Below are 13,527 nucleotides of genomic sequence, written 5' to 3'. Positions count from 1 at the left end.
AAAACAAGAAGTTCGGTCAACATGAAAAAAACCATACTCCTCCTGCTGCCCTTTGCCGGGCTGCTCTGGGTGCCGCTGTATAACCGGCACGACCCGGTGCTGCTCGGCTTTCCCTTCTTTTACTGGTACCAGCTCGCCTGGGTACCCGTAACCTCCGTGCTGATCTGGATGGCATGGAAGACGGACAGACAGTCATGAACACCCCCCTGCCTGATAACGCCGCCATCGGCGTGTTTATCCTCTTTTTTGTCGCGACCATCGTGCTGGGCAGCACGGTGCGGTTCTGGCGCCCGCTGCTCAACCGCCGCAAGGCCGCAACCCACCCCAGCCAAGGTGAGGAGTGGGGGCTGGGCGGGCGTGAATTTGGCGCCTGGGTCACATGGTTTCTGGTGGGGGGTGACTTCTACACCGCCTACACGGTCATCGCGGTGCCAGCGCTGGTCTATTCCACCGGAGGCTTCGGCTTTTTCGCGCTGCCCTACACCATTATCGTCTATCCGTTCATCTTCGCCGTCATGCCAAAGCTGTGGACCATCGCGCGCGATGGCGGCCACGCCACGGCGGCTGACATCGTGCGCGCGCGCTTTGGCAGCCGCACGCTGGAACTGGCCGTGGCCATAAGCGGGCTGGTGGCGGTGCTGCCCTATATTGCCCTGCAACTCATCGGCATCCGCACGGTTGTCGAGGCGCTGGGCTATACCGGCATGCTGCCGCTTTTATTCGCGTTCGTGTCGCTGGCGGCCTATACGTGGCTGGGCGGGCTGCATGCCCCGGCGCTGACCGCCTTCATCAAGGATGTGATGATCTATATCGCCGTGCTGGCGGCGGTCATCATCGTGCCGATCCACCTTGGCGGTTATGGCGCCATGTTCCATGCGGCGACGGAACACCTGCCCGCCCTGCCCGGTGGCCGTATCGTGAGCCAGGACCAGACGGTGCCCTATGCCACGCTTGCGCTCTCCTCGGCCTTTGCCGCCTTCCTGTACCCGCATACGCTGACGGGAATCCTGGCGGCGAAATCCGCCGATACCATCCGGCAGAATGCCGTATTCCTGCCCATCTACACCATTGTGCTCGGGCTGATCGCGCTGCTGGGGCTGATGGCGCATGCGGCGGGAATCGTGACCACGTCATCCTCGCAGGTGGTGCCGCAACTGTTCCTGGCCATCTTCCCCTCATGGTTCGCAGGCTTCTGCTTTGCCGCCATCGCGGTGGGAGCACTTGTACCAGCCTCGGTCATGGCGATTGGCGCGGCCAACCTGATCATGCACAACATCCTGCCGCGCCACAGCGAATCGGTCACCGGCTCACGCCTGGCCGGGCTGGGCGTGAAAGTGGGCGCGCTGGGCTGTGTCGTTTTCCTCAACGCCAAGTTCGCCATTGACCTGCAACTACTGGGCGGCGTCATCATCCTGCAGACCTTCCCCGCCCTGATCATGGGCCTGCTGCCGCTGCGGCTGTCGGCGCCTGCGCTGATTGGCGGCTGGGCCAGTGGCTCGCTGTTCGGGCTGGGGCTGTGCTGGCTGGATGGGCTCAAGCCCGTGCACCCCATTGCGTTTGGCGGCTTCTCGGCTTCCGTTTCAACCGGGCTGCTGGCGCTCGGCGTCAATATCGTGGTGACGATGGTGCTGGGCAGCGTGATCCGGCTGGCGCTCGGCGCCTCACCCTCCACCCTCCAGCCACGCCAGAGCGTGCGGCGGCAGGGCTGACAGGCGACATTAACATACAGCGTTTCACGAAGCCGCTTTTACGAGGATAAAGCGGCGTCATCTGACGCTTTGTGGGAAAAGCTTCACCAGAAACTTCTGTAATTTCCTGGTGTTGGAACAGAACGGCATGCCTGGCAGGCGTGCCGTTTTTTTTTCGTGCCCTGCACAACGACAGAAGGCACCGAAACAGGCCGGTCAGATGACCTGCATATCGGGATGCACATGCGGCACCTCGGGCATGACCATGCGCCCCTGGCGGGCAAGCTGGCGCAGAATGCACACCACACCGGGCACGCAGTTGCCGCACTGGGCCCGACAGCCCTTGGATTCATAGACTTCTTTAGGTCTGACCGCGCCATTACGGGCTGCGGTCTCTACGTCCGTGTCAGTCAGCATATTGCAGGAGCAGACAAACATTTATCCATCCCATTCATGATGTGGGCGCAGCATAATCACGAATGAGAACAAATCGCAATATCGAAAACCTTAAAAAATAGTGAGTTCCTGTAGGGCAGCTTCTGCATCATGCTCATTTTATTTATGTCATGAGCGATAACATATTTTTTTGATAGAGACGCTTCCCGTAACCACCACACAAAAAGCCACCCCTTTCCGCGCCCGCAAACGGAACAGCGATGCAGCGCCCAAGCCGAAGCTACGCAGGCTTACCGAATAAGCAGGTCCTCATCACCTGCCCCAAGTGAATTCTACCCTTTATTCAATACATATTTGTATAATGCATGCGTCGCCATCTGTTTTGCGTCCATGAATATAACATTTCCATGCTCGAACATTACTGATTCCTTAGCATTCTGAATTTCTGTCAGGTTATCCCATTCACATTCACAATCATCACATATGAAACAGAAATAATTCGCATCATTATCGCGCGCAACAAGCACATGACCCTGACCGCATAAGGATCAATGCTCAGATATATGGCATGATTCATGTATTCTTTCGCCGCACGACATCAATCAATATCATCGTATATTTGTCGTTTACCATGAGAAAATGATATTGCCTTGCCTTTACACCCATACGGATGACGGCAGGCGCAAAATACCATATCCCTATACCCCTTCCCATGACGCAAGGGTGCATACGCATGAAGCAGTACTCCGCGCAGGATACGCGCAGCCTCCTCCCCTTCCCTGCCCTGATCGATGCCCTTGCACAGGCGTCACTTGATGCAGCCGCGGGGCAGATCCTGTGCCCCGAGCGCACCACCATCCGCACCCGCGACCAACGCGGCGCGCTCATGAGCATGCCCTGCGTGGCCGATGACATCATGGTCACCAAACTGCTGAGCCTGTTTGCAGGCAATTCCGCCCACAACCTGCCCACCATACAGGGCCAGGTCATCTGCGCTGAAGCGCAGGCCGGGCGCTTCCTGTTCATGCTTGATGGCCCCACCGTGACCATGCGCCGCACGGCCGCCATCAGCCTGCTCGGCATCCGCACATTCGCGCGCGGTCCCGTGCGGCGCGTGCTGCTGATTGGCACCGGCACGCAGGCCGTTGCGCATTTGCAGGCCCTTGCTGCGGTCTATCCCGGCATGACCGTTGTTATACGCGGACGCACGCCCGAGCGGGCACGGGCCTTCTGCGCGGCACATGCCATGCCTGGCCTGAACGTGCGCCCCGAGCAGGCGGATGAAGATCCCTTTGATGTGGTGCTGACACTCACGGCCAGCACATCGGTCCTCTATAACGAACGCGCCCGCCCCTCCTGCCTTGTCATAGGCGTTGGCGCCTATCGGACCGACATGGTGGAAATTGGCCCCGCCACCATTGCAGGCAGTGCCCTTTATGTTGATGACCCCATCGGCGCCCCGACAGAAGCAGGCGATCTGTATCAGGCAGGGGTGGACTGGCAGCGCGTCCATCCCCTCGCGCAGGCACTGCAGGGCAGGCTTCCGGCCCCGGACCAGCCCGTGTTTTTCAAATCCGTCGGGTGCGCCGCGTGGGATCTCGCCGCCTGCCGGGTTGCCCGCCAGCAGGGCGGATAAACGCCCTGCGCGCCCCGGCTGCACGGAGGGGGTTGCCAGAACCGATTCTCCCGCCCTGCCCTACAGTGCCGGTTCCAGCCCCCATCAGGATAGCAGGGCAGGCCCGACACTCAGGGCCGGAGCAACAATGCCGTTTCAGGCTTTGGCATGAGCCTGAAATGCAACCGGCACACAGGTGAGCGTATCTTTTATATCACGCTTTTCCGGGGCATGCAGAAATACGTAACACATTGATTTTAATTTGTTGCTTCAGAGAAGCGAATAACTTTTTACCCACTGTCAACTACAAAAATACACTCAGGAAGCGCGACATACAGGAAATTATCAATCTATTGAAAACATAGGATATTTCCAGATCATGCCGTGCGCTTTCCAAGTGGCGCTTAGTTTCGTTTTGCGTAAAGTTAACTTAAAGTCACATCTAACATTGTGTTGCAGCAGTGCAACATACCTTCTTCGCAATGATCGGAAGGCATTTTTCCCTCTCGCAAATTATTACGAGCTGCCAATAAATAGCCTCACGAGCTATGGATCGCGGGGCCTTATCAATGAACAGACGCACCTCTCTTTTGATTACGACTATCTGCTCTTTTGTTTCGTGCGGAGCGATGGCTGCCACATCGTCTGGCAGCACGACAACAGCGGATCAGAAGGGAAGCACGGTGCGCGCGCACCACACCGCAACCGCCCAGGCGCACAGCCGGGCCGCCACCACCCTCAAGGCTGCCAAGGCAGATAATGGTGGCGTGAACAGCTCCGGTGTCGAGCAGATCAGTGTCTCCACCGGCACGCACTCCACCAACCGCAAGGCGCGTGACAGCATGAGCCCGGTCTCGGTCATCAGCGGGGCGGCACTCCGCCGCTCGGGCCAGATGAACCTTGCCGATGCGCTGACCCGCACCAATGCCTCGATCAATGTCAGCGCCATGGGCGCCGATGCGGGCGCGCTGACATCCGCCATCCGCATGCGCGGCCTGAACCCCAATGAAGTGCTCGTGCTCGTGGATGGCAAGCGCCGCCACACCACGGCCAACCTCTATGCCGATTCAGGCCCGGAATCAGGGTCCACCCCCGTTGACCTGAACATGATCCCCGCCAACGCCATCGACCATATCGAAGTGCTCGAGGATGGCGCGGCCGCCATGTATGGCTCGGACGCGATCGCGGGCGTGGTCAACATCATTACCAAGAAGCAGGATCACGGCTTCAACTTCAGCGGCCAGACCGGTGCCAACGCCTATAACGGTGATGGCTGGAACTACCAGCTCAACGCCGATGGCGGCATGAAGCTCGGCCAGGACGGCTTCCTGCATATCAGCGGGCAGATGTACCACTCCGACCACTTCGTGGCCAACAACGCGCGTGATCACCGCCTGCTCGGCTCACAGCCCGCCAGCGCCTCCAGTGCGACCTATACAGGTCCCAATGCTGGCAAGATTGCCACGAACTCCAACATGATCATGAGCACGCCGGAAGAAACGCGTGAAAACTTGGCGATTGAATGGGGCAAGCAGTTCACGCCTGGCATTAATTTTTACGGGCTTATCACCTATGCCCATCGTCACTCGGAAGCTTATGAAAACTACCGTACACCTTCCGTAGGCGGTAGCTGCACCGCGTGCGAAAGCATCGCCCCTTATGGTTTCTCCCCTCTGGAAACCATGGAAGAAAACGATTTTGCCGCAACACTGGGCCTGAAGGGTGACAACTTCATGGGCTTCAACTGGGATCTCAGCACCACCTACGGCGAAGATATCGACAAGATCGGCAACAAGAATACCCTGAACACCAGTTATGTTAATACTTACGGCTCCAGCCCCCGCACGGCACGAGCCGAGACCTACAGCATGACGCAGTGGACTAACAACCTCGATTTCCGCCGTCACTTCAAGATCGGTGATGTCGTTCCGATGACGCTGGCCTTTGGTGCCGAAGAACGGATGGAATCCTACAACATTACTGCAGGCGAGCCCGTTTCCTACGAGAATGGCGGCACGCAGGGCTATGCCGGTATTTCACCAGGTTCGGCTGGCACGTGGTACCGTGACATCTGGGCGTGGTACATGGATGGCGACTTCCACCTGACCAAGAAATGGGAACTCGATTTCGCGGGTCGACTGGAGCATTACACCGACGTCGGCAATACCGAGAACGGCAAGATTTCAACGCGCTATAACTTCAACAAACGCGTTGCCATCCGTGGCACCATCAGCACCGGCTTCCGTGCGCCCACACTGGCTGAATCGCATTTCAGCGCCGTCAACGTCTCGCCCACCGGTGCAAGTGGCCTGCTGGCCGCCGATTCCGCCGCGGCACAAGCTATTGGCGCAACCAAGCTGAAGCCCGAGCGCTCGACCAGCGTCAGCGGTGGCATCGTGCTGGAGCCTGTCGATAACTTCCATGTGGAAGCCGATGTCTACCAGATCAACCTGCGTGACCGTATCGTGCAGGATACCAACTTCGGTGGCAGCACCCCCTACGGCAACACGACCGAGGGCTATATCGCATCCCAGGCCATTGCCCAGCTTGCTTCGCTGCCAACAGGCTTTACTGGCTACAACAATGTCTATGCCGACTACTTCACCAACGGCGCCAGCACCCGCACACAGGGCGTGGATATCAAGGCGGATTACCTCTTCCGCTTCCACAGGTATGGCAACCTTGCGCTGTCAATGTCGATCGATCTCAACCGCACCCGCCTGCATCATAACGGTGCCAACCTGAACCTGGCAGATATTGCCTCCATCACGTCTGACAACCCGCGTAGCAAGATCATCCTGAACGCCTACTACACCTATAAAAACTGGGACTTCAATATCCGTCAGACCCGGTATGGCCAGACGACTTCCATGCTGCAGTACCAGGACTGGGGCCCCTCTGCCCTGCAGTATTCCAACAATGCCCTGCAGCAGTTCATCAACACCCCGCACTGGATGACCGATATCGAAATTGGCGTGCGTTTCCAGAAGAACTGGCACTTCGCCGTCGGCGCGAACAACGTGTTCAACGTCCGCCCGCGCATGATGTCGCAGGAACTCAATGCTCTTGGCGCCGAGCCGTATGACGAGAACTCGGCGCAGATCCCCATCACGGGTGGCTACTACTACGGTCGCCTGAACGCCAACTTCTGACCGTTTCCTCCTGCCCTGACGATAATGCCCATGGTGAAAGCCATGGGCATTATTTTTGTCCCCTGTCGGAACCCAATCCACGCCCGGGCGCAGCCCTGCCACGGCGATTCCGTGCCCCGTAACCGTTATTGAGGCCCCTGCATGTCCGGATTGCGCCCGGAAACCGCCTTCCCCCGCAGTCGCACCGCTGACGTGCAACCGGCCTGATGATATTGATCTTTCCCTCCGCCTGGCCGCTCTTTCCTCCCCCTTATCGGACGCAGCCGGAACGGGGAATATCATTAACCACTGGAATTAACGGGAAACATCTATATATCTCCTTGCATGCGCCTGACCCTGCATACCGATTACGCCCTGAGAACCCTGATCTACCTGGGCATCCATACCGACCGCCTGACATCGATCAGGGAGGTTGCGCAGGCTTATGGCATTTCGGAAAATCATCTGATCAAGATCATCCATCGGCTGGGACAGGGCGGCTTTGTGGAAACCATCCGTGGCCGTAACGGCGGCCTGCGCCTGGGGCGACCCGCCGCGCAGATCCTGATCGGTGATGTCGTGCGCTATACGGAAGAAGATATGGGCCTGGTGGCCTGCATGCAGCCGCCCCAGCCAGAAGGCCCGAACCGCAGGGGAGGCTGTATCCTGAGCGATGTGTGCCGCCTGCGCGGCGTACTGCATGAAGCGCTGGGGCTATTCATCTCGGTGCTGGACCGTTACACACTGGCCGATGTCATAACCGACCGGGAACGCAGGCTGCTCGACAATCCGCTTCCTGCCTGAGGCCGCCACCAGACTTCTGGTGCACAAACGGTAAACTCCATTTTACCATAGCCGCCAACCACCGGTACAAAACAGGCCAGAGAGCGGAAAAGTGCGGTTTCCCGTAAAAAATTTCCGCATCCATTCCGCCTGAATGAAAAAACAGCTTTTGCACGTTCGGTGCATTAATGATAGCTGAAACGATTCTTGCACGCCTGCATGTGGAATATATACTTGACGAAACTCTAAGGAACAGATTGTCCATGGCTTATGCTACGACCAACCCTTATACTGGTGAAAAGCTGAAGACTTTCCCCGATGCTACGGATCAGGAAGTCCAGACCGCGCTGACCGATGCCTATGATGCCTTCAAGGCATGGCGCCACACCTCGTTTGCCAAACGTGCGGAAGTGATGAAGGCCGCAGGCGCCATCCTGCGCCGCGACATTGACAAATATGCCCGCCTGATCACGCTGGAAATGGGCAAGACGTACGCGGAATCCAAGGCCGAGACCATCCTGTCGGCAGAGATCTTCGAGTATTACGCCGAACATGCCGAGCGCCTGCTGAAAGCCGAGAAGCTGCCGGTCGCCAACCCCGATGAGGGCGAGGCCATGATCATCCATCAGCCCCAGGGCATCGTTTTCGCCATCGAGCCGTGGAACTTCCCTTACTATCAGGTGGCCCGCATCATTGCGCCGCAGCTTTCCGCCGGTAACACGGTGCTGCTCAAGCATGCCTCCAACGTGCCGCAGTGCGCCGCCGCCTTCGATACGCTGATGCAGGAAGCCGGCCTGCCCAAGGGTGGCTTTCGCAACCTGTATGCCGCCCGCCATCATACCGAGGTGATCCTGAGCGATTCTCGCGTGTGTGGCGTGGCCCTGACCGGCTCTGAAGGCGCGGGCGCCATTGTGGCGGGCATTGCCGCCAAGGCGCTCAAGAAATCCACGATGGAACTCGGTGGTTCCGATGCGTTCGTGGTGCTCGAAGATGCCGACCTGGAAAAGACCGTGAAGTGGGCCGTGTTCGGGCGTCACTGGAATGCGGGCCAGGTCTGTGTCTCGGCCAAGCGCCTGATCGTGGCTGACGCGATCTATGACCGCTTTGTGGAGCTGTACAAGAAGGGCGTTGCCAGCCTGAAGGCAGGCGACCCGATGGACCCGGCAACGCAGCTGGCCCCGCTCTCCTCGCAGAAGGCGGCGGACGACCTGCGCGCGCAGGTTGAAGAAGCCAAGAAGCATGGTGCCGTTGTGGAAGTGATTGGCGCGCCCGTGCCTGAAAAGGGCGCCTTCTTCCAGCCGCTGCTCATGACCAACCTGCATGAGAACAATGAAGCCCGCCACTGGGAGTTCTTTGGCCCCGTAACGCAGCTCTACCGCGCCAAGGATGAGGCTGATGCCATCCGCATCGCCAATGACTCACCCTATGGCCTGGGTGGTGCTGTCTTCACCAAGGACACCAAGCGCGGCGTGAAGGTGGCCGAGCAGATCTATACCGGCATGGTCTACGTCAACCACCCGACCATGGTGAAAGCCGACCTGCCGTTTGGCGGTGTGGCCCGCTCGGGCTATGGCCGTGAACTGATCGGTCTTGGCATCAAGGAATTCGTCAATCACAAGCTGATCGACGTGGTGAACATCGACGCACCGTTCTGATGCACTAAAACCGGGCACTGGCTGGGGCATGACGCCCTGGCCGGTGCCCACCCGGCGCACCGGGCCAAAAACTTTACTTTAAAAAACAAAGCCTGAATTTGTATTATCCCGGTTCAATCACGCAATGATTTTCCCGGGCATGAACATGCAGCGTATCGCGCCTTCAATACCCAGATGCGCCCCATGAAACAGCACGGCCACGCACACCACTGCAGGCAGCAGATAGAGCCATAAGCGCTGCGGCACAGGCCCGCATGCCCGCCCGAGCAGCACGCCTGCGGCACAGCCAACCACCCCGCCTGTTACAACCTCGAACAGGGTATGGGCATGCAACGCCACGCGGGTGCATGCCACGGCAATGCCAATACCCGATAATGGCACCAGCATGAGTGCTGGAAAACGCATGAAATACCGCTGCCCCAGCAGCACGAGAAGCCCGCCATACACCATGCACGCTGCCGCGACATGCCCGCTGGGGCTGATGATGGCGGTCTGTTCAATCGCGGCATAATAAAGACCGGCTATTTTAAGCAGCAGCATGACCGCCAGCATCGCAACCGCCGTCACCGCCCAGACCACAGCACCACGCCACCATCCGTACACAGCCATGATAAGGGCCACGGTTACCATCATCGGCAGCATCACGGCCTGATCGGCAAAATCGGTAATGAAATGCAGCATGATGATCTGTTGCCCCGTTTTGCGCCTGTCGTGCCTATCACAGACACCGCCCGGTCGCCAGCAGACAGCGTTCGGGAGCCACCTGCCGCATTCGACCGCGCCGCCTGGATCAGTATGCTGCCTGCCCAGCTACACCGCCTGACATCTCGCTTGGAGGATGGAGACTGTGTGCTATGCTTGTGGCATGCGCTACTGGATCAAACGGATTTTGCTGAAATCCGGGGAGGTCGTGACCGAACGCGAACTCCGCGCTGATCAGAACCTTTTCAACGGCCCGGTTCCCGTCGTGGGCGATACGGTGAACGTTGAATGCCGTGGGCGCACATTCGCAGCAAAGGTCATCTGGGGCCATTGGCCAGACAGAAACCATGCGCCAGACACGATCGTTCCACTACGGGTAGAAGAACACGGCTTTGATGCAGCGAAAACACCCGTGCGTCTTTCGCCTCGGCACAAAAAGTAGTTATTTCAGAGGGCTGGCTTTTTACTGCCACGTGTGGGCGATATTTCTACGCTGAAAGCATTGTTATTTTTAAACAATGTTTCAAAGACCAGATCCAACGGCCCTGCAACCATCAGTAAGGATGCAGGGCCGCCGGAGCTTGGGGCCTTCAGGGAGTCTTGGGCAGTTCCTTGCCCATTTTTTCCACCTGCTCGGCGGTAACACCGTGGTCACCGCTGCCAAAGGTGGCCGTGACATAGTTGACCACGCTGGCAATCTCAGCATTGCTCAGGCGCTGCACGTCAGAACTCTGGTTGAAGGCAGGCATATGCACATGCACCCCACCCGCATTACGGTCCACGCCATTGAGCACGGCCATGATCAGGTCATCGGGCCGGGCTGAGCCCACAACCGAGTTATGGAACAGCGAGGGCGCATAATGGTCAGCCGTGCCCGCGCCATTGCCGCCATGGCAGGCCGCGCAGTTCGCATCATAGATCTGCGCGCCATCCATCTGGGCAAGATTGTCGATGCGGGTCAGCTCACCCGAGCGGACATCCGCCTGTTCGAGCGGCTTGCCATACTGCTCGCGCGGGCTGTGCTCGGCTTCGTCATCCTTGGCAGGCACCTGCAGGATGTAGGCTGCAAGCGCATGCAGGTCATCATCCGTCAGATGACTGGTGCTGTGCTCCACCGCCTCGCCCATCGGGCCGGCTGCCTGGCTCAGGCCAGCCACATGGCCGGTCTTGAGGTATTCAACAAGGTTGTCCTCGCTCCAGTTACCGATGCCGCCCGTCTTGCTGGAAGTGATGTTGGGGGCATACCATCCGAGCAGGCTCGCGCCGGCAAGGTAGCTGTCCTCTTTCTCGCTCAGCATGATGTTGCGCGGGGTATGGCAGGTGCCGCAATGCTCAAGGGCACGGGCGAGGTATTTGCCCCGGCGCAACTTATCAAAGGTAGCGGAATCACCCGTCTCCGGGGTTTCGCTCGTCGCCACCATGTTCCACAGGCCCATGGTGATACGCAGGTTGGCCGGGAAGTTGAGCGATGTGACCGGCGGCGTCTCGGCCACCGGCTTCACCCCATGCATGAACCAGGTATACAGCGCCTTTATGTCGCCATCGGTCATGCCGGAATAGGACACGTAGGGCATGGCGGGATAAAGCCTGCTGCCATCACGGCGAATGCCGTGGCGCAGGCTCTTCTCGAAATCCTCTTCCGTGTATTTTCCAATACCATGATCGGGATCAGGCGTGATGTTGGTCGTCACCACATCGCCCATGGGCGTGGTGATCCTCAGGCCACCGGCGAAAGGCTTGCCGCCGGGTGCTGTATGACAGGCAACGCAGTCGCCTGCCGTGGCGATGTATTCGCCACGGGCCATGAGGTCGGCAGAAGGATCATCCGCCCGGGCGGGAACGGCGGAAAATGTTGCAAGAGCAGTGCCTGCGGTCAGGACCGACCACAGGATCTTGCGCGTTACGTCAGGCATGGGCGAGTTCTTTTTTAAGCGTATCAGCCACGCGCAGGGCAAGTGCGGCGACTGTCAGGGTGATGTTCCCGGTTCCGACCGAAGAGAAAACGGACGAACTCGCGATGAACAGGTTCTCATGGTCATGCGTGCGGCAGAAGCCGTCCACCACGGAATCCTTCGGGTCGGTGCCCATGATGGTGCTGCCCGCGGGATGGTCCTGCGGGAAGTAGCCGGGCGTCCATTCCTCATCCGTGCCGTGCATGAGACCGATCAGGTCGCGGAACAGGCCGCGCGTGTGCTCGCAGCTCTTCACGGTATATTCGGGCAGCTTGTAATAGACCTCGGGGTGCGGGATGCCGAGTATGTCCTTGTTGGTCTTGCTCAGCGTCAGGCGGTTGTCCGGGTCGGCGAGGCCTTCGTTATGACTGAACAGGCGCACCGTGTGCGAGGCGAGATAGCGAATCTGTTCCTCAAGTTCGCGGCCCACATACCCCTTGGCGATGGCAAGCTGCGTGGCAAGGTCAACCTGGTTGTCATCGACCATGTGCACGAGATACGCGCCGCGCTCGTTGCGCCAGTCACCATCGCGGAAATTGTCGATCACGTTGGTTTCAAGCGGGCCACGACCGGGCCACAGGGCCTTGTCGCCACTGATGAAGCTCACCTGCACGCCGGTGTGGTCCATCATGTTACGGCCAACATGGCCCGAACTGTTGGCAATGCCGTCCGGGCTCTGCTCATCGGCGGAGAACAGCATGAGCTTTGCGGTCTCGATGCAGTGCGCCGCAATCACGAAATACTTGCCGGTCACGCGGTGCGAGCCCTTGTCGGGATCGTAATAATGCACTGCGGTCACGCGCTTGTTGGCGCTGTCACGCTCGATTCGGTACACCACGGCGTTGGGCACGAACTTCGCCCCCGCCGCCTCGGCATGATAGACGGAGTAGCTGCCGTTATACATCGCCCCGATCGGGCAGATGGGCATGCAGTTGTTATGCCCCTCGCAGGTCGGGCGGCTGTCATACGGGCGGGTGTTGCGGGCCTGCGGCTCATGCACCACGCGATACGGCGTCTTCTCGGCAATCAGCTTGCGGAACTGCTGGGCCGCGTAGGAAATGGGCAGCGCATCCATCGGGTAAGGCTGCTGGCGCGGGGAGCCGAGGTCTTCCACCTTCGGGTCGGGGCCGCACACGCCCATCATCACCTCGGCCTGGTAGTAGAACGGCTCGAGATCATCATATTTCAGCGCCCAGTCACGGCCCTGGCCATAACGGGTCTTGAGCTCGAAATCCGATGGCAGGTAACGCCACGCGCAGCCAGCCCAGTGCCAGGTGGTGCCACCCATCATACGCAGGTAGACCTGCTGGTAGGCCTCCGCATCGGGGCCGGTGGTATGCAGGTAATCGTTGGGGGTGACCTGATCGGGCGGATGGCGCGCCCAGGGCACTGCGGGGAACGGCCCCTGATAGGAGGGCTTGTTCTCGAGGTTGCGGAAGTTCTCGACAAAATGCTGGCGGTCGACGCGTGGCCCGGCTTCGAGCACGATGACGGAAATACCCGCGCGCGCCAGTTCGTTGGCAATGGAACTGCCAGCGACGCCGGAGCCGACGATTACGACGTCAGCAGATAGGTCTTGTTCGGACGGCATAAAAAGGCTCCGGA

General features: G+C 59.2%; 11 protein-coding genes. 7 read left to right on the top strand and 4 right to left on the bottom strand.

The genetic code is table 11. The features are described 5' to 3' along the window. Positions 1-21 precede the first annotated feature (21 nt). A complete protein-coding gene (locus QEG70_RS08710) occupies positions 22-198 on the top strand; it encodes a DUF3311 domain-containing protein (RefSeq protein ID WP_308720327.1) in 177 nt (58 codons plus the stop codon). Continuing rightward, positions 195-1,709 (top strand): sodium:solute symporter family protein, encoded by a 1,515-nt coding sequence (locus QEG70_RS08705; RefSeq protein WP_308720326.1) that lies wholly within the window; start codon positions 195-197, stop codon positions 1,707-1,709. Before QEG70_RS08710 ends, QEG70_RS08705 begins: the two co-directional genes overlap by 4 nt. Before the next feature lie 195 nt (positions 1,710-1,904). Here QEG70_RS08705 and QEG70_RS08700 read toward each other — a convergent pair whose 3' ends face one another. Continuing rightward, positions 1,905-2,126 (bottom strand): (2Fe-2S)-binding protein, encoded by a 222-nt coding sequence (locus tag QEG70_RS08700; protein WP_308720325.1) that lies wholly within the window; start codon positions 2,124-2,126, stop codon positions 1,905-1,907. A gap of 691 nt (positions 2,127-2,817) precedes the next feature. On the opposite strand from QEG70_RS08700, the gene QEG70_RS08695 reads away from it, so the two are divergent. From QEG70_RS08695 to QEG70_RS08680, 4 genes are all read left to right on the top strand, one after another. After that, positions 2,818-3,720 carry a delta(1)-pyrroline-2-carboxylate reductase family protein gene (locus QEG70_RS08695; protein ID WP_308720324.1) on the top strand — a complete coding sequence of 301 codons (903 nt, stop codon included), beginning with the start codon at positions 2,818-2,820 and terminating at the stop codon, positions 3,718-3,720. A gap of 548 nt (positions 3,721-4,268) precedes the next feature. Then, positions 4,269-6,851, top strand: coding sequence for a TonB-dependent receptor plug domain-containing protein (locus tag QEG70_RS08690; RefSeq protein ID WP_374762575.1), 2,583 nt, complete (start codon positions 4,269-4,271; stop codon positions 6,849-6,851). A gap of 324 nt (positions 6,852-7,175) precedes the next feature. Continuing rightward, complete coding sequence (locus tag QEG70_RS08685; protein ID WP_308720323.1) at positions 7,176-7,634, top strand: Rrf2 family transcriptional regulator; 459 nt, start codon at positions 7,176-7,178, stop codon at positions 7,632-7,634. A 242-nt stretch (positions 7,635-7,876) separates the two neighbouring features. Then, positions 7,877-9,268 (top strand): NAD-dependent succinate-semialdehyde dehydrogenase, encoded by a 1,392-nt coding sequence (locus QEG70_RS08680; RefSeq protein WP_308720322.1) that lies wholly within the window; start codon positions 7,877-7,879, stop codon positions 9,266-9,268. A gap of 117 nt (positions 9,269-9,385) precedes the next feature. Here the strand turns inward: QEG70_RS08680 and QEG70_RS08675 are convergent, their stop codons facing one another. After that, on the bottom strand, positions 9,386-9,949 hold the full coding sequence (locus QEG70_RS08675; RefSeq protein ID WP_308720321.1) for a phosphatase PAP2 family protein: 564 nt from the start codon (positions 9,947-9,949) through the stop codon (positions 9,386-9,388). Positions 9,950-10,133: 184 nt separating this feature from the next. Here QEG70_RS08675 and QEG70_RS08670 point away from each other — a divergent pair, with 184 nt between their 5' ends. Then, positions 10,134-10,412: a hypothetical protein gene (locus QEG70_RS08670; RefSeq protein ID WP_308720320.1), complete on the top strand. Its 279-nt coding sequence runs from the start codon at positions 10,134-10,136 to the stop codon at positions 10,410-10,412. 148 nt (positions 10,413-10,560) lie between these two features. On the opposite strand, the gene QEG70_RS08665 is transcribed toward QEG70_RS08670, so the two are convergent. Beyond that, the gene (locus QEG70_RS08665; protein WP_308720319.1) at positions 10,561-11,883 is read right to left on the bottom strand and encodes a c-type cytochrome; all 1,323 of its coding nucleotides are present in this window, start codon (positions 11,881-11,883) and stop codon (positions 10,561-10,563) included. Further along, positions 11,876-13,513 carry a GMC family oxidoreductase gene (locus tag QEG70_RS08660; RefSeq protein WP_308720318.1) on the bottom strand — a complete coding sequence of 546 codons (1,638 nt, stop codon included), beginning with the start codon at positions 13,511-13,513 and terminating at the stop codon, positions 11,876-11,878. The genes QEG70_RS08665 and QEG70_RS08660 overlap by 8 nt, the downstream gene beginning before the upstream one ends. Positions 13,514-13,527: the final 14 nt, after the last annotated feature.

The organism is Komagataeibacter xylinus (genome assembly GCF_031081985.1).
GTDB classification, from domain to species: Bacteria; Pseudomonadota; Alphaproteobacteria; order Acetobacterales; family Acetobacteraceae; genus Komagataeibacter; species Komagataeibacter xylinus_E.
Note: the sequence above shows the minus strand (reverse complement) of the source record. Positions and strands in the feature narration are given on the sequence as shown.

Bases quoted from the DNA above. Each gene is read 5' to 3' on its own strand.
- QEG70_RS08710 (WP_308720327.1), top strand. From the start codon at position 22: ATGAAAAAAACCATACTCCTCCTGCTGCCCTTTGCCGGGCTGCTCTGG.
- QEG70_RS08705 (WP_308720326.1), top strand. From the start codon at position 195: ATGAACACCCCCCTGCCTGATAACGCCGCCATCGGCGTGTTTATCCTC.
- QEG70_RS08700 (WP_308720325.1), bottom strand. From the start codon at position 2,126: ATGTTTGTCTGCTCCTGCAATATGCTGACTGACACGGACGTAGAGACC.
- QEG70_RS08695 (WP_308720324.1), top strand. From the start codon at position 2,818: ATGAAGCAGTACTCCGCGCAGGATACGCGCAGCCTCCTCCCCTTCCCT.
- QEG70_RS08690 (WP_374762575.1), top strand. From the start codon at position 4,269: ATGAACAGACGCACCTCTCTTTTGATTACGACTATCTGCTCTTTTGTT.
- QEG70_RS08685 (WP_308720323.1), top strand. From the start codon at position 7,176: ATGCGCCTGACCCTGCATACCGATTACGCCCTGAGAACCCTGATCTAC.
- QEG70_RS08680 (WP_308720322.1), top strand. From the start codon at position 7,877: ATGGCTTATGCTACGACCAACCCTTATACTGGTGAAAAGCTGAAGACT.
- QEG70_RS08675 (WP_308720321.1), bottom strand. From the start codon at position 9,949: ATGCTGCATTTCATTACCGATTTTGCCGATCAGGCCGTGATGCTGCCG.
- QEG70_RS08670 (WP_308720320.1), top strand. From the start codon at position 10,134: ATGCGCTACTGGATCAAACGGATTTTGCTGAAATCCGGGGAGGTCGTG.
- QEG70_RS08665 (WP_308720319.1), bottom strand. From the start codon at position 11,883: ATGCCTGACGTAACGCGCAAGATCCTGTGGTCGGTCCTGACCGCAGGC.
- QEG70_RS08660 (WP_308720318.1), bottom strand. From the start codon at position 13,513: ATGCCGTCCGAACAAGACCTATCTGCTGACGTCGTAATCGTCGGCTCC.